Raw genomic sequence first — 22,693 nt, 5'->3', positions numbered from 1 at the left:
GGATTTTTTGTCTATAAGGCATAAAATACCTAAAAATGTTTGTTGTAATTCTATCAATACAATGTATTATGGAATACATTGTATTGATAGTGGGAAGATATGAGTCAATGTATTACTAATCAAATAAAAGAGCTTATCCCTCATTTAAAGGAAGTTAATAGTAAGCTACAAGGTGAATCTATAAAGCTCTTCAGTGACAAAGAATCTATAATAGTAGAACGTCGTAAACCTGTTGTTGAAGAGATGCTAAAGCATCTAGAAAGTTCTTCCATCACTAACTGTAATACTATGATTGATGCAGAAACTGGGTTTGGCAAGACTTATGATATTGGATTGTGGAGTCATGCGCTAGCTCAAGCAGGATATCACCATTTAGTTGCAGTGCCAAATGGTAATTTAGTTGAACAAGCTAAGAAAATGATAGATGGTGCATTTACTGTAGATGTTAAAACACCTAAAACTGTGCAAGAAATTAAAGATGCGCTGAAAGTCACTGAACCTACAACAATTATAGTAACACATGATCTGCTTTTACAGCAAGAGAATGATCGAAAATTTGAAGAGCAAAACGGTGAAAAGCCTAAATTGTGGGTTAGTGTTGATGAAGCAGATAGCATTAACAAGCAGCAGGCCTTTGAAAATATGTGCAAACTTGATGCGGAATATCCTACGACTTACCTAACCGCAACACCAAAGAAAAGGATCTTAAACAGATGTGGAAAAATTATCAGTCCTACAAGATCAAGTAGACGCTGCATTGCAGACACTATCAAAACAGTAAATGTTATTGCAAAAACTAATGAAAGAGAAAAATTCAATCGAGCATTCGTGGTGAATGTTGCTGCTACCATAATACCTTTAATTACATTATTCCCTATTATAAATAGTAATGTTGCTGCAATAATTGGTCTAACTTCAGATTATTGGCTGTATTCCGCTTTAATTAATAATCTATACTTTACAATTTCTTTCGTTATACTTTCTATAGTAATGTTGCCAATTTGGTGGGTGTTGACCAAAATAACTGGAGTAGAATCAAAAGAACTGCTCCTTAGGTTTGCTGCTAACGTGCGCAGCTTATTTACTAGGGAAAAGTCTAGTCCAGCTCATGAATATGTTGAAGAATGTGAAGAAGTTTTTAATTACAATAAACTTGTTGACTCTGATAATCTGCTGGAATCTGTAAGGTGGAACGTACAAAGCCCAATTGGGGAAAATGCTCTTATTCTAGTTGATGATGTGAATAGCATAATTAACCTTAGCTTTGCATTGCAAGGTAAGAATAATTTGGTATATGAAGATGGTACGCGTTATGAAGTTTATAATAAATTTCAGCCTGAAGGGATGTCGTACCAAGATTACAGACTCAAATTACGTCAATCAAACTTTATAAACTGCGTTAAAAAGCAACACCCTGGTCTAACGGAAGAACAGATATCTAAATTGAAAGACAAGGTAGATTTTAGCAATACTGCTAAGTATCTAGAATACAGAGTAATGCACTCAATGATTGATCTTACACTTTCGTATTTAGTGGAATGCGATAACACCGCTTTGGATAAACAAAGAAGAAAAGATTTAGGTGGATTAATAGAAGAGGTTAAAAATAAGGTTAGTACTGCTAATGATAGCAGCATTACAGATTTTCTAAAGAAAAAAAGTTTTAGTGAGAAATTCGCTAAGGATGAGCTTTTACCACAGATAAAGACAGTAATTAAAGCATTGAGTAAAAGCAATGATAAACAACGCAGTCTAATAGTTGATAACTGGCACTTAAGCAAGGAGTTACATAGTTTCATAGAACAACAGGGGGATGTACTACATAACCTAAACGACTTCTGCGAAAAAAATAAATGTATTTTTGCAGGATTTGGAAAAAATGATCTTGATATTAGACAAGATAAACCTTTCTTTAAAATCATGCATGATAGCAAAAGTCAATACGAAGCTGACTATTGTAATTATGACCAAGGCGATTTAAATACATTAGCTAAATATGCGTTGACAACAATTATAGACGAATCAAAAAGTCGTGGTTTCGATAGTGAGTATAATCACGTTGCATCAATATTTACAGATTCAACTAGTCAGTTCAACAATCCAGCAGAAGCTTTGCAGCAGTTGTGTTAAAAGTCAATAGAAAAATTGATGTAGCTGTGAATAAGTACTTAAAATTTGTGTGGGCGTACTTATTCACAGCTATGCTATTGCTATATAGAAGCAGTTTTAGGGCTATACTCCTCAGTAAACAGTCTACCGTCTCTTACTAAAGAGTTAGCAAGGATAAGTAATTTTCTCATTGCAGCAGTAGAGGTAACTTTATATGGTTTTTTATATTGATTGTATAGCCTATCAAAGAAGATTTTTATATAAGAATTGTACCTTTGCGCACTAAGAATGCACATATGTAAAACCTTTCTAATTTGTGATCTACCACCCTGAATACACCTTTTTCCCTTACTAAAACCACTATCTCGATTAAAAGGTGCAACTCCGGAAAGGCTGGATATTTCTTTATGTTGGAGAGTTCCAAGCTCGGGTAGATAACAAATAAAAGTAATAGCTGTTATTGCACCTACACCAGGTATACTAGTTATTGACATATACTTTTTTTTAAGCTCTTGATTTTTATCGACTAATTCCATTATCTCATCTTCTAAGACTTGAATTTGATTTTGTAAAACTGCAAGTAGCTCTTCCATTTGTTTGATTATAGATAAATCGGTTACTTGATGAGCTTGGGTTTTTTGTATTTTTGCTATTTCTACTAGTTGATTCCTGCGAGATAATTTTTGCTTCAAACAGTCAATACTACTAACTTTTAAAGGAGTGACACGCATGTCTGTATTACTAACATAACGTGAGATGATGCTACAGTCTATTTTATCAGTTTTAGTAGCAATACCAAGGCTTTTTGCATAGTCTCTTACCCATCTTGGTTGAATGACATATACTTCAAAACCATGTCTTAATAAAGTATAAGCACATAATTTTTCGTATCCACCCGTTGCTTCAAGTCCAACTTTGGTTACGTTATGTAAACGCAAAAAGTCAAGTATTTGATCAATAGCTTGAACGTTATTTTCAAATACTTTATGATGTCCAAGTGGATGAATATGGATATCTAGTTTATTTTTGCTAATATCAATGCCAGTAATAATATTTGATAAATTCATAATCCCTCCATAAATAATGTGTATACTGCATTTTCCACCCTTATATACGAGCCTAAAAGCTCAACCAGTTGTTCGGAACTTTCAGTATAATAAACCAGAGAGGAGAACCTTGCTGCAAAACGGTCCTTATGACCAAGAATATGTACGGTTCCTCCTCTCTGCGTGTCTTTATACCGCTATTTCGTAACATTTATAAAGACTTGTTTTTAACATATAAGAATTTGGGAAGAAATAGAGAACGCAATCCTAACAGGCAACCTTGGTTTTTTGCTGCTGGAGGTGAAAAAATTGAGTTATTTGTAGATAAAGTTTTAGCAAAATTAAAAAGCGCACCGCAGGATTTTTGTCAAAAGGTTTTATTTCCAGCCACTGATAGGTACAATAAACTAATAAAAAATAGAATGGGAATAGAGCTTGGAGAAAAAATAGAGATCTATATTAGCGAAAACATGGATGCACTAGGAAATATCGATGACGCAGCTCTGAAAAAATTTTCAAAGGATTTGATAAAAGAGGTGTATGAAAAAGTACATGATATAAATGATTTTGACGTAGGAAAGACAGAAGAAGATTTACGTAAGATTTTAAAAAGCACAGAAAAATATCTTTGTTCATATGAAGACAGAATTAAAAACAACGGTAAATTATCTTGCACACGCTCAGTTCTATTTTCTGTGGGAAGTGCTATTGTAAAGTCCATGTATTATCTATGGGCAGGATTTGACTATTTAGTCTTTTTAGCTAAAGCGTATAATGTAGGTAAGTCTGAAAATGCTGATGCAAAGGCATATGTACATATAATCAGAAACTGCTACTTTGAAAGTAGTGTGAAGGCTCAAAATATGTTAAGTCATGTATTAAAAATTGCCGGAGAAAATGATGATAGTTTTACACAAAATAGTTTGTACGAAGGCAATGGAGATAGGTGTAAAGAAAAAATCATCTCATATTTTCAATCCAAACAATATATATATGCATTAGATAAAACGATTTCTCGCATTGAAAATGAGCATTTAGCAACAGTTTTGAAAGCCGTAGGTTACAGAGATGATGCTAATAAAACAGCACAAGAAATTAAAGACTTTTTGTACGATTTAAAGAATTTAAGCTGCGCAGACTTTAGAAAAAAGCATTATTGTGGATGTTCATATAAAATGAGCAATTTATACAAGATCAATAATCAAATTAGTATGGTAATTGATGAAGTTATAGATTGCCATAAATGGCGTCATGGAGTAATTTCAAAGCGGGACAATCTTTTGAGAGGTTTTTTTCCAGAGTTGGAAGAAAATTTTGGTTTAGAACTTAAATTAAAAACTAACCATAATATTTTTAAAGTAAAAGTTAACAATAACTTTTCTGAATTGTATCGCAAGAACTGGAAAGAACATTCTAGACAAAGGATGGTCTTGGGTACAGCTATGCTATTTATCGGACTTATAGTTTCAGCGAAGCTTATATATGAAATATCATTAGGCCATACTATGCTATTGCCATCACTTTGCGGTTTCATAGCATTTGGACCGCTAGCATTTTTGTGTGGTGCATTATTATGTGGAATAACGACCTATTTAGTGAAAGGGACATTTTTTCTTTTTGGAATACCAATCCTGTTAGAGGGATTATCGAAATGCGTTTTTAGAAACGATTTAGTACAGGATTTATCAGAAACGACATTATCATTTGGTAATAGCGTTTTCTTCCAGGTTCCAAAAAGCATCTTACAATCATTTATATTTGAGGATGCAACAAAGTTTGACTCACTAAGTGATATAAATGGACTTACATTGATAAAAGAGCAAGATAAGGTAAAATGCATGAATGAAGTAGCTACTACTATAATTTCGGTACAAACAACAGTTGGTAAACAGCCAGATCTTACGTGTGTATTTGCTTGATTTCACTAGAAGATTTCTCAGATAAATATTGAGTCAAAATCTCGATGCCTTCATCAATTTCTTTCTCGGTGATAATTAGTGGAGGTAAAATTCTCACAACGTTATCTGATGTTACCCCAACAGTAAGCAAGCCGCGATAACTTAGCTCTTCTGCAAACTTTTTATTGTTTGCTTTCACCTTTATTCCAAGCATTAACCCTTTCCCTCTCACTTCTTCTATTATTGGAAATTTACTTGCTAAGTCTTCTAATTTATTTTTTAAATACTTACCTCTAATTTCAACATTTTTCAAAAAGCCAGGACTGAGCAATTCTTCGAGCACAGCATTACCTACTGAGGTTGCAAGCGGATTGCCACCAAAAGTGGAACCGTGCATACCGACCGCCATATACTTAGCAGCCTTTTCAGTTGCAAGACAAGCCCCTAGCGGAAAGCCTCCTCCTATTCCCTTTGCAAGAGCACATATATCAGGTTCCACTCCTATATGTTCGTATGCGAATAATTTTCCTGTCCTACCAGCACCGCATTGTACGCAATCAAAAAATAACAATATGTCATTTTCATCACACAGCTTTCTTAGTTCTTTCATAAAGACTTCATTCATTACTTTGATACCACCTTGCCCTTGTATTGGTTCTATTAATATAACGCCTATACCACTTGAAATTGCTTTCTTTACACTCTCAATATTGGGCTCGATATTATCACACCAATCAATACAGGGACTCAGTAATTCAGAAAATTTCTGTTTATCGTTTGCAGCACAAGTTAGGAAGGTTCTTCCATGAAATGCACCATGGAATGTTAAAATTCTGTGACGGTTTTTATTGCCTTTTCCGTTTTGATAGACCCTAGCAATCTTAAGCCCACATTCTACTGCCTCTGATCCAGAATTTGAGAAAAATACAGTGTCAGCGAAACTGTTGTTTATTAATTTTTCTGCAAAATTATTGGCAGCAGGTATATTATAGGTATTTGATATATGCCATAATTCTTCTCCTTGCAATTTTAGAGCACTAATTAATCGCGAATTGGTGTGACCTAAGCTACTAACGGCTATTCCAGAGTGAAAATCTACGTAGCGCTTACCGTCAATATCATACAAGTAAATACCTTTACCATAAGAAAAATTTATGTTAACAGGAGAATAAACTGGCAAAATAGGAGAAATTGTCATAAAATATTATATGCTAAATTTTATTATTAATAACATAAAAACCGTTGTTTCACAATAAGAAGAATATGTATAAGCTAGGTAAATCAATGTTTTCTGCGCTGGAGAAAAACAAATACACAAAAGTTATTGCATTACTCTCATCGATCTTTATGATTTTATTCAGTGTGATATATTGTAATTATTTACTAAGGAGTAATTTCCTTTCTTCTTACCGTGATTCAAGTGTAAACTTAAAAAGTATACTGGAAAATGGCATAATAAAAAAATACCATTATTTACTAATAGAAAAGCATCACATTAAATACAAAAATTTTGACTACATAAACCAACTGGTAAAACTGCGTGCTGAATTATTACAATCAGTGAGCAAAGTAAAGGATTTCAGCTTAATACTGTATGATCAAAACAGCAGAATAATATTCAGTAATTTTAACACTCAAGATTATGATTATGAACAGTTACTTACAAACGATGAAATTGATGAACTATTAAGTAACCAAGAAATATTTTATACTACAGGAAATACATTAACTTCTATTTTTCCTATATTCCATGAAAATAGCGTTAAACCTTCGTTTTTTTTGAAGATTCTTCGAAACTACAATAATTCTTATGTTATAGCATATGGCCTATTTTTAACATTTTTGGGCTTATTGTTAATAATTTTAATATTAATAATGTTCTATTTGCAATTTTCTAATACCCAAATGCTAGCCAAGCAACATAAAACTAACATTGAATTACAGCAGATAAAAGAGGCATTAGAGCAAGAAAATGCAAATAAGCTAAAATTTTTTGCAAGCGTTACACATGAATTACGCACACCTCTTAATGCTATTATTGGATTTGCGGAGTTGATCAAAAATGAAACTTTAGGTTCAATGGATAACTCTCAATACAAGGAGTATGCAGACGATATATATAATGCAGGAACACACTTACTTACCTTAATTAATGATGTGTTAGATTTTTCAAAAGCTGAATCAAGTAGTTTAACAGTAGAAAAAGTGAAGTTTAACCTGAACAAAATAATAGATTCATGCGTAAATATGCTATTACCTAAATTAAAAGAAGCCGGGATTAATTTAAAAAAGAGACGACTAATAAACAATTATTAGTCATTGCAGATCCTAAGAGAATGAAACAAGTTATAATAAATTTATTATCAAACTCAATCAAGTTTACTCCCAAAGATGGTTTAATAAGAATGGTGATAAAAGAAAATATAGAAAAAAACTTATTAACTATTGAGTTTCATGACAATGGAATAGGAATAATGCAGCAGGATATATATAAAGTTATGTCTGTTTTTGGCCAAGCAGATTCGGGATATAGAAATGAAGGTACGGGCATCGGATTACCGCTAAGCAAGAAATTAGTAGAGTTAATGGGTGGAACTTTCGACATTAAAAGTGAAGCAAAACTTGGTACTACGATAACATTGAACTTCTTTTATGAAGAACAAACATGTGAAGATTCGATTGATTTTTAATAGGATCTATTTGATATTGTCTTGAAAACCACACTTTATCAAAAGCAGCAAGCCGAGAAGGTAGGTACCGTCTGGCTAGTCAACAAGAAAATTATAAAAATTGAATCTCAAGCTGTATTGTAAAATCAAAAAATACTTCTAACTGTGTAGCGGTATACAGATTATAGTTAGTGGATATGTTGATAAGTAAATTAGTTATACCAATTCCCGCTATACAAGTAACGGATAGACAATAATGGAAAAAAGCCATACTGGAGTAAGTAAAATAGCGAGGTTTAAATGGCATTAAGATCAAAATTATTGGATGAAAAAGTGAGCAAAAGAAATGCTGAAGAAAGTAAGAAATAATGCATATGTTGCAAAAAAACTAAATGCTGTAATTGCAGCAAAAAAGTATAGTATAACAGCCGTAGCAAAAATATGTTGCATTTCAAGAAAGGCACTTACTGCATGACCTAAAATTTGGCAGAGAAGAAAAATTATTTGCTCCACCTCAACGCCGTAGAAAAACTATATTGAACCAAAGTCAACGTGAACAAGTTGAGGTGTGGATAGAGGAAAACCCCAATATTACTATAAAAGAAATGAAAATAAGAATTCAGGAAAGGTTTGGTTTAGCAAGTCTACAGTACACCGTAATATGCAAAGAATGAAATTCTCATATATCACACCAAGACCAGTGCATAACGGACAAGATAAAAGTAAACAAGAGGAGTTTAAAAAAAAAATCTTAATGAAACTATTGTCATGTATCCTGAAAAAGAGCTGTTTTTCTTCGATGAACCGCGGTTTGGCACACATTCAAAGATTGGACACGGGTGGTTTAAAAAAGGCATTAGGACACAGGTTAAGGTAAAACTAGGTAGGAAAATTTTTATCTCTATAGTGCACCAGAAATGGAGAGAGTTCTGGCTCAAACGTCAATACTGATTGTATGAATATATTCCTTGAGCAGATGTCACAATATTTAGGAACAAGGGAAGCATTTCTTATCATGGATTGTGCTAGTTGGCATAAGTCAAAAAATTTAAAGGTGCCTAAAAATATTGACATTATATACCTACCTCCATATTCACCTGACTGTTGAGAGGTTTTGGTTATACATAAAACAGAACATTTTGCGCAATAAAATCTATGATACAATTGCTCTGCTTGAGAGCGCTTTGTGCAAATTTATTGCCTCTCTTTCTCACTCCACAATTAAACAACTCTGCAATGCCTCTTATTTGATTCACTAATAATGAGAATTGGTATTAGAACAATTGGGGAGAAATCTTGATAGGTTAAAAGAACAAAACCCTAAGCCACGGAGTTTTATAAGTGAATCAGCTATATCTCAAGTTATTGATACTTTACATAAAGCAACTAAAAACCAGGCTGTTGGTTAGTACCGTTACAGATAGAAACATCGTAGAGCTTACTTGACACCATGTAAGCACCAACCCCGGCTATTAATGCAGACACAACTATTGCCAAAATGGGTAGTTGAACTGAATAACAGACCAAAGCTGTTGCTAGTGCAGCAACAATACCAACAGCAATTGCAATTTTTTGTTTTCTAGAAAATATTGGTGGCTCTTTTTGAGAATAAACACCAGAATTAAAAGTAGAACGTCCAGTTACCATAGGTTTTTTATCTGTGTAACTAGTATCACTTATCTCATTCCTGTTTTCTTTAGCAGCATTACCTTTTGATTTTTCCTTACCATGCTGTTTTACAGTATCCTGATCATCTTTATTAGGCTTTTGTGCAACATACTCTTCTGTTATGCTGTCTTCCTTTTTCTTTACTTCAGTCGGTGCACTACTAACTCTGGATTCACCCCAAAGCTCTTGTTTTATAGCCTCTGTGTTTTCCCTGATATAGCGAAATATTCTGTATGACAAGATTTGCGATTTTTGAGATGATAGGTCTTTGACTACAGGATTATCTTCAAAACAAGAAATAATCTTATCGAATAAGTCATAATATCTAAGAGAACCATCTTCAATCTCAATAACAGGCCATCCTGTTCCCTGAGAGAACTCTTGCTCAACCTCACCTTCAGCAATAGTACCTTTAATGACAAGCTTTATATCTGGTATTCCAAGTATTTGAGGTATCACTTTGCTGCAAACTTGAATGCCCATTACACCAATTAGACCATTTCCTGCTATAATATCAGCAAGTGATCTAAGATCTTTATTCTGTTCTACTACCTCAAATAACTTTCTGTGGTACTCTATTGAGTCCTTTTGCTTCTCTAAAAACTTTTGTATAGAGGTGACAAATTTCTTATCATTTATGTGATGACCATGAAACTGCACGTCAATAAGACCTTCAGGAGTCTTACTAAAATTGTTACTAGCATAAATATTAGCCCCATATTTTATAAAAAGTCCTATTAAGTCAGTAAGTTGTTTTTTGAAAGCTTGTTCTCTTATGTCAAATGATTGACGAATAAGCTGATGTAAAACAGTATTTTCTTTATTATCTACCACTTCATTAATGTTTGCTCCATTTTCTAATAGAAGTTTTGCTGCCTCTACATTAAGACTCTCATCAGAATAACGGCACGCTATAGATAACAGGGTTCTTGAATCTGTAGCACCATCGTCTATTGCATTTGGATCTGCTCCAGCGTCTAACAATAACTTTACTACTTCTTTATTATTGTCTCCTTCGGTGTAAACAGCTTCACTTAGTGGAGTACTATTGTAGCTATCTCTTACATTAAGATCAGCCCCTTTCTCTAATAGACGTTGAACCAATGGCATACATGCAGTTTCTTTTTCTCTGCAATTAATTGCGCTATGTAATAGCGTCGTCTCCGTAGTGCCATACAAACCACCAGATAACTTGAACTTAAAACTTGGATCAAATTGACTACTTCCCCACTCTTCATATATAGTACTAAGATTTTCTCTTAACTGATTTTTTATTTCCTCATAAATTTCAGCATGACCAACCCTACCGGAATTAATGTTATCACTTATTTTTGCAATGATATTATTAAACTCTTTGAATTGAGACTCACGTGGTGCCATATTAATCTAACCCTAGGATAAAATTATTTAATTGTACAATAAAGCTAAAGGAAGTCAAGTCCAGCACTTATTCAGGAAACAATAGCTTAAAAAGAGACTTAGTGTTAAATTTCTAATAGATTACTTATAAAAATAAATCTTATGGAAAGCAGAGCTAAGGCTTGGTTCATTTGGCTGATCAGTAACTTGGTTGTTATATTCAGCAATATTCAGATAGTTTATACTTTTATAAGTGTGAATCTTGAAAAAGAACTTGGACTTACAATCGCGCAAGTTGCGCTAGCTAACTCAGTATATACTTGGACTTTTGCTATCTTACAATTTTTTAGTGGGGCAACGTTTAATGTTTTTTCCAGTAAAAAAATTTATTTTTTCTCGTTATCAACTATGATCTTGGGGTTTTTTGTCCTTATTAATAGTGATAATTTTTCCCATTTGATTTTATCTCAAGTATTGATTGCAACTGGAGCATCATTTGGTTTTATTGGTGCTGCTCATACAAGTAGCATATGTTTTTCCGTTGCCCAATTTGGATTAATGTTTTCACTAGTGCAGACAATTTCAAGTCTTTCCGCTTTGGTGATTCAAATGTTGTTCTCTAGCTTGCTTGCCGAAGGTGCAGATTGGAAGAATCTGATTGTATGCATAATACTATTTGGTGTGTTGATATTTGTACTTACGCTTTTTTGTCCAAACACACTTCCAGAAAGCAGTTCAGAAGAATGCACAATAAAAAGCTCTATAAGAACAGTAATGTGCTCTGTACTCACAGTGCTAAAATTAAGAGATATCTGGATAACTTCAGTGGTGGGTGCTATTACTTTTGGAACATTTTTAGCACTGAATACCTTGTGGGCTCCAAGGTTACTGAGCAACTCAGAACTTGATGCAGTGGAGTCAGGTGTAGCAACCGCAATATTATGGCTTGGTCTTGCAGTTGGTGCTCCAATTGCAGATCGAATCTCAAATCTATTTAAAAATAGAAGGCATGTAATCTCTGCTTTTGCTCTGTTACAAGGTATTTCAATGATTATTTTGTTGTGCAGCCACTTAACAGTCCACGTTGTGTACTTTTGTATGTTAATGTTCGGGTTTTTTGCGGGAGGACATATGCTTAATTTTACTGTCGGCAGCGAGATTGTGAAACGAAAATACATTAGCACATCATCATCCATTATCAATGGGTTTATGTTTATTGTCAGCGGAATTATAGTGTCAATGCTAGCACTTTTTACAGATCATCAAATGGCGCTTTTTGCAATATTTGTAATGTTGGCAGTTGCTAGTATTTTAAATTATGCTACAGAAGAGACATACCCTAAAAAATAAAGTAGCTGAATCTCGAGTCGATTGCTATATTATATTTACGTATTGTAATATTTATCAATAATGGATCACGTTACAACAAAAGACACAACAGTAACTAAGGCAACGATAGCTGAAAATATAAACCAAGAAATAGGATTATCAAAGGAAGACTCTGCTTCGATAATAGATGATATATTGAACGAAATAAAGACAAGCTTGGTAAAGGATGGAATAGTAAAAATATCGTCATTTGGAACATTCTTGGTTAAGAAAAAGAAGGAAAGACCAGGAAATATACCAAATACATCAGAGAAAGTGATGATTCAGGCAAGAAATTCAATTTCTTTTAGGCCTTCAAAAATTATAAAAAAATTAATCAATAATTAATGAATAAGGAAAAATTATTTTATACGATTGGGGAAGTAGCTGAAGAGCTACATTTGGAACAGCATGTTTTAAGATTTTGGGAAGGTCAATTTCATCAAATTAAGCCTACAAAGCGTAAAGGAAGAAGGCTATATGATCTTAAGTGTATAGAGGCCATAAAGAAAGTAAAATACATGCTATATGATAAAGGATATACAATAAAAGGAGTGCAAAAAGAATTTGGTAATGATATAAAAGTCAATCTTGATCCAAAGAATTTGTTGCAAGAACTTACCGATTTGAGGGATTATTTAACTAGTAAAATAAATAACGAGGAAAGTAACGAACAGGCGTGAAACACTACGTCTCGCTAAAATTTTGGAGTTTTGTGAGAGTTGATATATCTAAAATGTGGCATATAGCTTCATTTCTTATATTATTAGCAATATTAATAGGCTGTGGCCTGCAAAAACCTGCACCTGTGCTGCTTAAAGGCGAAGAATTTTACGGAAAAAGAGAGCTGGAATATACAAGAGAGTACCATTTAATTAGGGAGCCTTTAATAAAAAAAGAAAATAGAAAAGCCATCATAAACAGGATATACAAAGATAACAATAATGCACAAAACGTGGGGGTAAATTGCAAATTTGTAATGCCAGTTAAAGGTACAGTTATTTCAGCTACCTCTTCTGATGAAATGTGTAAGGATGGCATAAAAATTGCTGCTCAAAATGGAACGAATGTAGTTGCCTCTGCACCCGGCAAAGTGGTATATGTAGGCAAAGGGCTGAGATGGTATGGAAATTTAATTATAGTAGAACACAAAGATAATTACATGACTGTGTACTCCTATTTAAAAAACATACATGTTGAAATTGGTGATAAAGTAAAGCAAGGTCAAGTGATTGGATCTGCAGGTAAATCAAGCACACAAGATAAAGATCCACAGATGTGTTTCACAATACGGCATAATGGCCAAGCGGTTGATCCTTTGATGCATGTGAACTGTAATTGAATTTGGATTTATATGAAATATGATTTTAAAAGTGTTGAAAAATTTTATCAAGATAAATGGGATTTTTCTGTAAGCAAGAATAGTGAACAAGAGAAATGTTACGTATTGGAGATGTTTCCATATCCATCCGGTAAAATTCATATGGGGCACTTACGTAACTATGCAATAGGGGATGTGATAGCGCGTTACAAGAGAGCTCGTGGATTTGAGGTTTTGCATCCAATTGGCTGGGATGCGTTTGGATTACCAGCTGAAAATGCAGCAAGGGACAATAATATTAGCCCTGAAACATGGACAAAAGAGAATATAGATAATATGCGTACACAGTTGAAATCTATAGGTCTTTCTTATAATTGGGAGCGTGAACTCTCCACATGTGAGCCTGATTACTACAAACACGAACAAAAATTTTTCCTGGATTTTTTAAAGCATGGGCTTGCCTATCGAAAAGAGTCATGGGTTAACTGGGATCCAGTGGACCAAACAGTGCTTGCAAATGAACAGGTGGTTGATGGAAAAGGGTGGCGATCAGGTGCAGTTGTTGAAAAACGTAAGTTGTCCCAATGGTTTTTAAAGATTACTGATTTCGCTGAAGACTTACTCAAGTGCCTGCAAAGTTTGAAAAATTGGCCAGAAAAAGTCAAAACAATGCAGGAGCGTTGGATAGGAAAATCTGAAGGAGCAACTATAGAGTTTGAAGTAGTTGGCTTAAATAAGAAATTGAAGGTTTTTACAACTTATCCTCATACTTTATTTGGGGCTTCTTTTTGTGCAGTGGCAGCAGAGCACCCTATTGTGCAGGATTTAAAAAATAAAGAAATACAGGACTTTATCGATAACATAAAAACAAATGGGGAGAATGATGAAAAAATAGGAGTTTACACCGGATTAAACGTTAAGCATCCATTTCTTGATAAGGAATTGCCGCTTTACATAGCGAATTTTGTGTTGATGGAATATGGGGAAGGTGCGATTTTTGGTTGCCCTGCACATGATCAGCGTGATTTTGAATTTGCACAGAAATATAATTTGCCGATTATTCCCGTTATTTCTTCAGCCCACTTAGGTGTCATTCCAGCGCGTGACGCTGGAATCCAGAATTCTTACAATGGATCCCAGTGTCGAAGCACTGGGATGACAAAGGAGGCGTATACTGGCGATGGGGTAATGTTCAATTCTGAATTCTTAAACGGATTAACGGTAAGTAGAGCAAAGGAAGTAATCATTAAAAAGCTCAAAGAAAAAGGGATAGGTGAGAAAACAACAAACTATCGTTTACATGATTGGGGAATTTCGAGACAACGTTATTGGGGATGCCCTATACCTATAATATATTGTAAAGATTGTGGAACTGTGCAAGTGCCAGAAAAAGACCTTCCTGTAGTTCTACCTGCAGATGTAGAATTTACAAGTGGTGGCAATCCGCTGGATAAGCACCCAACTTGGAAGTTCGTTGATTGCCCAAAATGTGGAAAGCAAGCAGAGCGTGAAACTGATACATTCGACACCTTTTTTGAGTCTTCCTGGTATTTTGCTGCATTCTGTAGTGAAGATAAATCAATAGACAAAGATGCATGTAATCGTTTTATGCCTGTTGATTATTATATAGGTGGGATAGAACATGCAATTCTGCATTTGCTTTACTCACGATTTTTCTGCCGTGCTTTAACCAAATGTGGCTATTTTGCTATTAAAGAGCCTTTCTCTACTTTAATCACTCAAGGAATGGTCTGCCATGCAACTTATAAAGACGAAAATGGTAAGTGGCTATTTCCCGCAGAAGCAAAAGAGTTGATTGCACAAGGAGCTAAGGTTCAAGTGGGCAAAGTTGAAAAAATGAGCAAGTCGAAAAAGAACACAGTTGATCCAAATTTTATCATAGAAAAGTATGGTGCTGATACTGCTCGCTTGTTTGTGTTGTCCGACACTCCTCCAGAAAAAGATATGGAATGGTCCGATGATGGCGTGGAAGGTTGTTCTCGTTATGTAAATAAATTGTGGCGTATGGTCATGCAGCTGAGACCTGTAAATATACACTATGATAATGAAAGTATTACGGGTGGACTTCTAGAGTACAGAAAAAAAATTCATAAACTCTTACACGGACTTACAGATGACTTGGAAAACTGCAGATTAAACTGTGTAGTGGCAAAATTTCGTGAGATGACGAACTTAATAGCTGAAATAGATGTAAAAACTGGAAAATCTCTTATTGATGAAGGTATATGTATACTAATCAGAGTAATTGAACCGTTCATGCCACATCTAGCTGAAAGCCTATGGCAAGAAATAGGAGGTCAACCTTGGCCAAAAGCTGATGAATCATTATTAGTTGACGATACGGTAACTATAGCAGTGCAAATCAATGGAAAATTACGCACAACAATAAAGGTAGCAATTAACTTACCTCAAGAAGAATTGAAGAAAATAGCGATAGACTCTGTGTCCAGTAAGATCGGTCAAAGCAAAGTTCGCACTGTATATGCTGTACCAAATAAGATAGTAAATATAGTTATATAAAAAATCCGAGTGTATCTGTTCAGGCAATGGCGTCAACTTAAGGGAAAATATCAGTGATAGTGTATAAAATTTCTCTCTAAAATTTTTACTATTAAATTACCCAAAAGCTGCAATAAACAGCACTTTTGTTTCTGTTTTATAGTATTTTCAAAAGCGAATGATAAAGGTATAATATATTCTATACTGAGAATATGCACGAGCTCCAAGAGGAGAAAAAATATATGCTGATGTTCCAGGAAAAAAGCGGGAAAGAGTGAGTATAATAGGTGGATGGATTAAAAAGAAGTTTATTGCACCAATGACCTTCACAGGAGGGTGTAATAAAGATGTATTTAATGTATGGTTAGAGCGAACCACAATTGCAGCGTAATACAACCATAGTTATGGATAATGCTACATTCCATAAAACTCCCAAAACAAAGTCATTAATAGAGTCTTTTGGCTGTCATTTGCTTTATCTTCCAACATATTCACCTGATCTAAATCCGATAGAGCATTGTTGGCACATCATCAAAAGTCGCCTCAGACCTCTAATGCATCAATGTACAGACTTACACCTTTTAGTTGGTAATACCATTTTAGACGTTTATCATTCGTTTTAGAAAATACTATAACTGCTAACATTGTTTGCTTTTATGCCTTGCCTCAGGCAACATATCTTTGCTTAGAAAGAAAGCAATAGCTCTTGCATCATGCTTGTCTGTTTTGTGTATAGAGCGGCGCACAACTTCAAACTGTCCGGGAGCGACTATTACCACACGCTTAACGTAAGGTGAAACTGCATCATAAAAGAAACAGCTATTGCCTGTTGCTTCTATAGCCACTTTATCTGTTTCTTGAAGATTTTCGATAAAATTATCCAAGTCTTTTAAGCAAAACGTTTGAATATACTCTGGCTTCCCTTCTTGCAGATAACAAGCAGTAAAGCTATTAGTATAACTCCAATGTGACGCATTTTTTCCTCCAATTGCATATTTCAATATATCAGAGTACCGGTTGTTCCAAACTCCTATACGAGGTCATCACATTTTGTGAGCCTCGCCGGTGGCAGAATCTGGGTCACGAGGTCTTCTTCCTACACTCCATGTAAGAGAAGAAAGTGCCTCAAAAGAAGTACCAACCTGCCACCTATCCACTCTGAAAAGTTATTATCTTCTCTTGCTTTCAACCAAGCAATACTTATTCATATCATCTGGGTAAGGTCACAGTCATATAATAAAAGACCAAGGACGTAAGTATTTCTTTCCTTTTGCAGAAGAATATTGTCACTTATTTACTTAACAATTCAAAAAACTTGAAAGAATAAAGATAGCTATTGAAATTATCTTGATTTACATCAGTTATCCAAGTTTGACATTGAATACTTAACACTTCCTCTATTAACGCCTTTCTGTAATGTTTATCCAGATGAGACATTATATCATCAAGTAGAAGAAGTGGTGCCTTATTGTAATGAATACACCTTGCTTTTACACTGGATAAAATAATAGAAAGCAGTAATAACTTTTGTTCTCCAGTGGAGCACAGATTTATTGGTACGTTTCTTTTTTGACAAAAAACCCGAAAATTATCGTTATGCACACCAAGGGTTACTCTACCAGTCAATGAATCTTTTTCTCTGTTTTCCTTTAGACGATTCTGAAAATATTCTGCAGTATCGTCCAAAGTTAGCTGGCTGCTGAATTTCAAACTTGCCTTCGGAAAAAGCTTACTGGAATGGTTATCAATTGTATCTTGTAATATTTTTAAAACAGACGATCGCATATGTAAAATACTAACTGCATTAACGGCCATTATGTTTTCAAGACTAGAGAACCAGTTTTTGTTCAAAATGTTCTCCCTCAATAGTTTACTTCGCTCATGTTTAGCTTTTCTATATTTCATGTAGCAGCAAGTGTAATTTTCTTCAAACAGTGAAACTATACGGTCTAAAAATTTTAATCTGTCACTTGGAGAATTAAGAAGAACATAGTCCATTTGTGGAATCAGCCATATTACATTGGATATCTTATACAGAGATGAATAACTTGATTGCGTTTTTCCATCAATTTGTATTAGTTTCTTATCAAAACTCTTTGCGATACCAATTGAATTAAAATCCGTTCCATTAAAAAAATCATAGTGCACTACCCAATCTTCATTACTGAATCTATTTTGTATCTCACTGGCTTTTGCTTTTTTCATTCCATTGCTTTTAGCAAGCAACGAGATTGCTTCAAGTATATTAGTTTTACCAATACCATTTTCGCCAGTTATTACAACTGAGCTATCATCTGAATCCAGTTCAAAGTTTGAGTGGCTACGAAAATTATGTAATTTCAGCTTTTTTATGTAGCAATGGGTAGCCATTAACCTATTCTTTAGTTTACATTCTCCTTACTTCTTCCAGAACCTCATCAACATGCCCACTAACTTTTACATTTTTCCAGATCTTCACTACTTTACCTTTTTTATCTATTAAAAAAGTAGTGCGCTCTATTCCCATATACTTTTTGCCAAACATACTTTTCTCTACCCAAACACCATATTTTTCCAACATTTCAGCATTCTCATCAGAAACTAAGGAAAATGGCAGAGAATATTTTGCTTTGAAGTTAGCGTGGCGCTTAACACTATCTTTTGATACACCAATTATCACTGTGTCAAGGGAAGAAAAATCATCTATTTTATCTCTAAAGCCTTTTGCCTCCATCCTACAACCCGGAGTATCGTCTTTAGGATAAAAATAAAGAACTACATTTTTTTTATCAAAAAATTCACTCAATGATAAATTTTCACCAGAATCTGTTGGTAAGCTAAAATCAGGTGCATTATTTCCTACTGCTAATTCCATACCTTGCTCCATTAATAACACTTTTATGGTATTATAGTAATATGGTGCATTATTTCCTACTGCTAATTCCATACCTCGCTCCATTAATACCACTTCTGTGGTATTATAGTAGTATGGCACATTATTTCCTACTGTTAATTCCATACTTTGCTCCATTGATAACACTTTTATCTATAGTAGTATATTGTAGTCAGAGTATCAAATTTTATATATAGCTAACAGATAAGATTCTTGATGGGGGCTTATTGATAAGTTTCTGCCTTGTATCTTGTAAAAAGCATCTAATGCTTTAAGCTTAAGCATTGTAAGTCATGCTCATTAGTTTCCTCATCTCTTATAGTATTGCTAGATATATAATTGGATTTCTTAGGAAACAAAATACAATTTGAAATCGCAATAAAGAAGACCTTCTTTAAATTAGTGTATCTGCCAGACTGTCTTGAGTAAACTTTACCAGCATATGCTTGTGCGCGTTTTTCAAAGCCCTTGTCGCGAGCGAGCTGCATTTCGACCACAAATGCAGCCTTGTAGAGAGGAGTATCATCACCATTGGTCTTAGCATTAATATCAGCCCCTTTTTCTACAAAATATTTCACTGCATTTAAATTACCTTGCTTGGCAGCTAAGTGTAAAGATGTGTTGCTATATTCCTCTATAACTTGCTCTTTTCCTGTTTCAGTAGACAAAATTTGTTTGAGATCATCTATAAAATCTTTTAAATCTTCTATATCTTCTATATCACCTAAAAGTTCCCTGGCTGTTTCTAGAGTTTTCTCCTGTCCACGTTTTGTAACTAAGTACCGATTGACTACCTGTAAACCACGCTTCCAACCCAGTTTATCTACCAGCCGATATGCACGATACATAAGGACTACTGAGTAATATATACCTCTTCCCATATCTCGCTTTGAACGACTAAGTTTAACTGTATCATCTATTAGCCCACTTACCCCTACATCACTAATTTTATCACTAAGACTTTTTTGCTTTAAAGTGCTAGACCGTAACAACTGAATGGTATTATATCTTGTAGCTATTTTACCAGTTAACTGTTGCTGACCTATAACCATTTCACCCCCCTTAAGTGTAATTAGAAATTACCCTCACTGTAAAACTAAATGGTCGTAAACAATTTATGTAAATACTAAGTATAGCCTTGCTTATAACACGGATATTTTTAGTGTCAACAACTTTTTAAGTAAATTTTATACAGATCAGAAATTGAATAGAAAAAACAAAACACGTAAATTAGCCTGTAGGTTTATTTATCACTATTACTTCTGCTTTCTTTTTTACAGCTACTGTTTTTGCAATTTTATCATGAAAAAACTGCTTTCGTTTGTCAAATATTGCAGATACAAAAATTAGTATTATAGCTGTAAAAATTAAGTCTGATAAAGGTTCAGGCCACCATTTAGAAGTATACTTATCAAAAAATAATATATCCATAATGAATAAAGAACTCAATATGAAGCTAATAACTTCAAGAGAAACATACCTAATTGTTGCTTGCATTAGAGTAATATTGTTAAGTGTATTTGCATCTTTTATACGGATACAGCATAACAATTGCCCTAGAGTACCACTAAATCTTCTTGTTATGAATATTCCGAATACTATTGATAGCAAAAAAAATAAGCAAATGTATATGATTAATAGTTGAGATTTAGCAGGGTGAAAAATTATTTTTACAAAAGGAAAATAGACTAAAGAAATTCCCATAATAATAAGACGGTCAATAATATATGCTATAGCACGCCTAGTTATTCCCACATATACATAGTTTAATCTTGGATAGCATTCTTCAGACTTATGATCCATTACTACTGTTTTTGCAATTTTGTCGTAGAAAAGCTGCTTACGTTGATCAAATATTGCAGGTATTAGGATCAATATTGGTAAAATTAAAAACCACTCAGAAATATAGAGAGGTACAAACAAAAATGCCTTGAGAGTGCTTCTCATCACTACTTGCATTAAAGCAGCGTTTTTAAGTGTGCTTGCATCTTTTATGTATATACCAAGTAGCAATTTTCCTGGAGTCCAACCAAGTCTTGTTATCATTAATACTTCTAATGCTATATATACTAAACTTTCTAGTAATGTACCTAAGTCTTCTAATATTTCATATCGTTCTGATATAAGGCCTGTATCAATGTCAGGATCAAGAAAGAAATAATTAAAAAAGTTGGCAAGGAATTCTTCTGGTAATATAAATAAAATTAATGAAAGAAACGATGAACAGCAGACTAGGAATATCGTTTGGTCAACTATATATGCTGCAACGCGTTTATTAATTCCCGCATAGTTATCCATTTTTGTATCCAACACGATTGCCTAACATACCATACTAGCAGTTAAATAATAGTAAAATTGTACTCCTTGTCTTCTTCTTGCTTTCAACCAAGCAACTGGGTAAGTTGATCTATTTCATTTATTGGCACAATTTGCGTGTCTGCTTAAGAAAGTTCACAGAAATACTGTACATTTTTAATAAAATCACTCTGAAGCGTGCTTGATTTCAATACCCCATTCTGCTAGTACTCATGTCCTACTTGCCTTGAGTGCGTGCTTTTAACCCGAATTCTAGATTAGAAACAGTTTTTAGTTTGAAATCAAATCCTCATATTGCTTGCTAAGCTTGTATTTTCTTCCTCTGTTGGAAAAGTCTACAACCTCAATAAATCCCATTTCTACCCACTTTTTACAAAGCTGAGCACTGGTGCGAGGCTTAAAATTAAATAATTTGCCTACTTGACTAGCTGTAATCATGGAAAATTCCCCAAAGAGCTCAAGAGCCCTACGCTGTTTAGGATCAAGTTTACGTATAAGATCAGTCTGGTCAGTTCTGTGCCCTTCCTCGTTTATACGCTGTAAAACATTCTCAAATGCAATTGCCACACCTTCCACAAAATAATCTATCCACTTGGTAATATCTGCTTCAGCTCTTCCCATGTAATAGTTGTGCGATGGACCTATACTGATTGCTTCATAATACGCTCCTAGATTCTTGGCATAATATTCTTCCAATGAATAAAGTCCTTTTAGGTCATATCCACCAAGGTGTAAAATTAATGTAGTCAACAATCTTGCAGTACGACCATTACCGTCATAGTAAGGGTGAATTGTTACAAATTGATAATGCGCAATACCTGCAATAATTGGGCAAGGCACTTGCTCACTGTCACGAATCCAATCAATCATACTGCTCATGAGCTTTGGTACATCCTTTGCTTCAGGTGGCATATAAATTATTGCACGTGTACGGCTATCACGAATAACGTTTTGACCATCACGATAAGGTGTTGGTTTTATTTTAGATTTTCCACTTGCTATTACTAGAGCATGCAGTGTTTGAACAGCTTTCTCAGTAATGGGTATTCTCCTTGCTGCCCATTGTTCAATTCGAGTTAAGGCTGCATAATATCCTTTAACCTCATTTTCATCTCTCTTATACCTCGGAAAGTGACCTTTATGCTTTAAAATCTCTTCAATCTGTTTAGGCTCAAGTCGATTTCCTTCAATCATAGTAGAATAGTGTGTCGTATAGAGCCTTGCAGTTTCACGAAGAGATGAAAGCATTGATACAGTGAGTGGTAAATGTAACACTTTTTCCTTTGCTGCCTCAATTCTTATAAGGCAGCTAGCGATTTTGGAGGTAATTGTATAATTTGGTGTAAATTTTATCGGCATAATATCTGCATTACATTACTTCTATATTATGCTGATAAAATGCAGATAATGCAACATTTGCAAATCTAAATACTGTAGATTACTTTCTGGATAGTTGATCTATTTCATTTATTGGCACAAGTTTAACTTTTGCGTGTCTGCTGACCTGTATAACCCCTTAGCTGTTTGAGAGAGTTCACAGAAATACT

14 protein-coding genes and 6 pseudogenes are annotated in these 22,693 nt (G+C 34.2%); 10 read left to right on the top strand and 10 right to left on the bottom strand.

The genetic code is table 11. The annotated features are described in order from the left end of the window. Positions 1 to 99: 99 nt before the first annotated feature. Positions 100 to 2,130 (top strand): DEAD/DEAH box helicase family protein, encoded by a 2,031-nt coding sequence (locus tag NMD99_RS02005; protein WP_309166575.1) that lies wholly within the window; start codon positions 100 to 102, stop codon positions 2,128 to 2,130. 80 nt (positions 2,131 to 2,210) lie between these two features. Here the strand turns inward: NMD99_RS02005 and NMD99_RS02000 are convergent, their stop codons facing one another. After that, positions 2,211 to 3,176: an IS110 family RNA-guided transposase gene (locus NMD99_RS02000; RefSeq protein ID WP_309165561.1), complete on the bottom strand. Its 966-nt coding sequence runs from the start codon at positions 3,174 to 3,176 to the stop codon at positions 2,211 to 2,213. A 221-nt stretch (positions 3,177 to 3,397) separates the two neighbouring features. Here NMD99_RS02000 and NMD99_RS01995 point away from each other — a divergent pair, with 221 nt between their 5' ends. Continuing rightward, the gene (locus NMD99_RS01995) at positions 3,398 to 5,074 is read left to right on the top strand and encodes a hypothetical protein (RefSeq protein WP_309166573.1); all 1,677 of its coding nucleotides are present in this window, start codon (positions 3,398 to 3,400) and stop codon (positions 5,072 to 5,074) included. On the opposite strand, the gene NMD99_RS01990 is transcribed toward NMD99_RS01995, so the two are convergent. Beyond that, positions 5,055 to 6,251 carry an aspartate aminotransferase family protein gene (locus NMD99_RS01990; RefSeq protein WP_264688070.1) on the bottom strand — a complete coding sequence of 399 codons (1,197 nt, stop codon included), beginning with the start codon at positions 6,249 to 6,251 and terminating at the stop codon, positions 5,055 to 5,057. The genes NMD99_RS01995 and NMD99_RS01990 overlap by 20 nt on opposite strands. A gap of 65 nt (positions 6,252 to 6,316) precedes the next feature. On the opposite strand from NMD99_RS01990, the pseudogene NMD99_RS01985 reads away from it, so the two are divergent. Continuing rightward, a pseudogene (locus tag NMD99_RS01985) lies at positions 6,317 to 7,743 on the top strand (sensor histidine kinase). Positions 7,744 to 8,022: 279 nt separating this feature from the next. Further along, a pseudogene (locus NMD99_RS01980) lies at positions 8,023 to 8,981 on the top strand (IS630 family transposase). 127 nt (positions 8,982 to 9,108) lie between these two features. On the opposite strand, the gene NMD99_RS01975 reads toward NMD99_RS01980, so the two are convergent. After that, entirely contained in the window at positions 9,109 to 10,770 is a 1,662-nt protein-coding gene (locus tag NMD99_RS01975; protein WP_309166572.1) for an ankyrin repeat domain-containing protein, read from the bottom strand. 141 nt (positions 10,771 to 10,911) lie between these two features. Between NMD99_RS01975 and NMD99_RS01970 the strand changes: the two genes are divergently transcribed. From NMD99_RS01970 to NMD99_RS07945, 6 genes and pseudogenes are all read left to right on the top strand, one after another. Further along, complete coding sequence (locus NMD99_RS01970) at positions 10,912 to 12,099, top strand: MFS transporter (RefSeq protein ID WP_253307243.1); 1,188 nt, start codon at positions 10,912 to 10,914, stop codon at positions 12,097 to 12,099. A gap of 60 nt (positions 12,100 to 12,159) precedes the next feature. Then, entirely contained in the window at positions 12,160 to 12,465 is a 306-nt protein-coding gene (locus NMD99_RS01965) for an integration host factor subunit alpha (RefSeq protein WP_253307244.1), read from the top strand. After that, positions 12,465 to 12,800, top strand: a complete 336-nt coding sequence (locus tag NMD99_RS01960) for a MerR family transcriptional regulator (protein ID WP_253307245.1) — start codon at positions 12,465 to 12,467, stop codon at positions 12,798 to 12,800. The genes NMD99_RS01965 and NMD99_RS01960 overlap by 1 nt, the downstream gene beginning before the upstream one ends. A gap of 53 nt (positions 12,801 to 12,853) precedes the next feature. Next, entirely contained in the window at positions 12,854 to 13,459 is a 606-nt protein-coding gene (locus NMD99_RS01955) for a murein hydrolase activator EnvC family protein (protein WP_253310003.1), read from the top strand. Between the two features lie 12 nt (positions 13,460 to 13,471). Beyond that, positions 13,472 to 15,979 (top strand): leucine--tRNA ligase, encoded by a 2,508-nt coding sequence (gene leuS / locus NMD99_RS01950; RefSeq protein ID WP_264688065.1) that lies wholly within the window; start codon positions 13,472 to 13,474, stop codon positions 15,977 to 15,979. A gap of 217 nt (positions 15,980 to 16,196) precedes the next feature. Further along, positions 16,197 to 16,581: pseudogene (locus NMD99_RS07945) on the top strand (transposase). A gap of 18 nt (positions 16,582 to 16,599) precedes the next feature. On the opposite strand, the pseudogene NMD99_RS01945 reads toward NMD99_RS07945, so the two are convergent. The 7 genes and pseudogenes from NMD99_RS01945 to NMD99_RS01915 form a co-directional block, all read right to left on the bottom strand. Next, positions 16,600 to 16,947: pseudogene (locus tag NMD99_RS01945) on the bottom strand (IS110 family transposase); the annotation flags it as partial. Between the two features lie 301 nt (positions 16,948 to 17,248). Then, positions 17,249 to 18,328 carry a DNA replication/repair protein RecF gene (recF, locus tag NMD99_RS01940; protein WP_264328634.1) on the bottom strand — a complete coding sequence of 360 codons (1,080 nt, stop codon included), beginning with the start codon at positions 18,326 to 18,328 and terminating at the stop codon, positions 17,249 to 17,251. A 16-nt stretch (positions 18,329 to 18,344) separates the two neighbouring features. Next, on the bottom strand, positions 18,345 to 18,812 hold the full coding sequence (bcp, locus tag NMD99_RS01935; protein ID WP_264688477.1) for a thioredoxin-dependent thiol peroxidase: 468 nt from the start codon (positions 18,810 to 18,812) through the stop codon (positions 18,345 to 18,347). A 302-nt stretch (positions 18,813 to 19,114) separates the two neighbouring features. After that, positions 19,115 to 19,336, bottom strand: a pseudogene (locus NMD99_RS01930) (PD-(D/E)XK nuclease family transposase); the annotation flags it as partial. A 3-nt stretch (positions 19,337 to 19,339) separates the two neighbouring features. Then, a pseudogene (locus NMD99_RS01925) lies at positions 19,340 to 19,678 on the bottom strand (ankyrin repeat domain-containing protein); the annotation flags it as partial. Positions 19,679 to 20,060: 382 nt separating this feature from the next. Then, positions 20,061 to 21,128, bottom strand: coding sequence for an RDD family protein (locus tag NMD99_RS01920; RefSeq protein ID WP_253309130.1), 1,068 nt, complete (start codon positions 21,126 to 21,128; stop codon positions 20,061 to 20,063). Between the two features lie 288 nt (positions 21,129 to 21,416). Beyond that, on the bottom strand, positions 21,417 to 22,505 hold the full coding sequence (locus tag NMD99_RS01915) for a Fic family protein (RefSeq protein ID WP_253309131.1): 1,089 nt from the start codon (positions 22,503 to 22,505) through the stop codon (positions 21,417 to 21,419). Positions 22,506 to 22,693: the final 188 nt, after the last annotated feature.

Origin of the sequence: Wolbachia endosymbiont of Listronotus oregonensis (assembly GCF_031205055.1) — a bacterium.
Lineage (GTDB): Bacteria > Pseudomonadota > Alphaproteobacteria > Rickettsiales > Anaplasmataceae > Wolbachia.
The sequence above is the reverse complement of the archived record's forward strand: the minus strand, read 5'-3'. Positions and strand labels throughout refer to the sequence as shown.

Bases quoted from the DNA above. Each gene is read 5' to 3' on its own strand.
- NMD99_RS02005 (WP_309166575.1), top strand. From the start codon at position 100: ATGAGTCAATGTATTACTAATCAAATAAAAGAGCTTATCCCTCATTTA.
- NMD99_RS02000 (WP_309165561.1), bottom strand. From the start codon at position 3,176: ATGAATTTATCAAATATTATTACTGGCATTGATATTAGCAAAAATAAA.
- NMD99_RS01990 (WP_264688070.1), bottom strand. From the start codon at position 6,251: ATGACAATTTCTCCTATTTTGCCAGTTTATTCTCCTGTTAACATAAAT.
- NMD99_RS01975 (WP_309166572.1), bottom strand. From the start codon at position 10,770: ATGGCACCACGTGAGTCTCAATTCAAAGAGTTTAATAATATCATTGCA.
- NMD99_RS01970 (WP_253307243.1), top strand. From the start codon at position 10,912: ATGGAAAGCAGAGCTAAGGCTTGGTTCATTTGGCTGATCAGTAACTTG.
- NMD99_RS01965 (WP_253307244.1), top strand. From the start codon at position 12,160: ATGGATCACGTTACAACAAAAGACACAACAGTAACTAAGGCAACGATA.
- NMD99_RS01960 (WP_253307245.1), top strand. From the start codon at position 12,465: ATGAATAAGGAAAAATTATTTTATACGATTGGGGAAGTAGCTGAAGAG.
- NMD99_RS01955 (WP_253310003.1), top strand. From the start codon at position 12,854: ATGTGGCATATAGCTTCATTTCTTATATTATTAGCAATATTAATAGGC.
- leuS (WP_264688065.1), top strand. From the start codon at position 13,472: ATGAAATATGATTTTAAAAGTGTTGAAAAATTTTATCAAGATAAATGG.
- recF (WP_264328634.1), bottom strand. From the start codon at position 18,328: ATGGCTACCCATTGCTACATAAAAAAGCTGAAATTACATAATTTTCGT.
- bcp (WP_264688477.1), bottom strand. From the start codon at position 18,812: ATGGAATTAGCAGTAGGAAATAATGCACCTGATTTTAGCTTACCAACA.
- NMD99_RS01920 (WP_253309130.1), bottom strand. From the start codon at position 21,128: ATGGATAACTATGCGGGAATTAATAAACGCGTTGCAGCATATATAGTT.
- NMD99_RS01915 (WP_253309131.1), bottom strand. From the start codon at position 22,505: ATGCCGATAAAATTTACACCAAATTATACAATTACCTCCAAAATCGCT.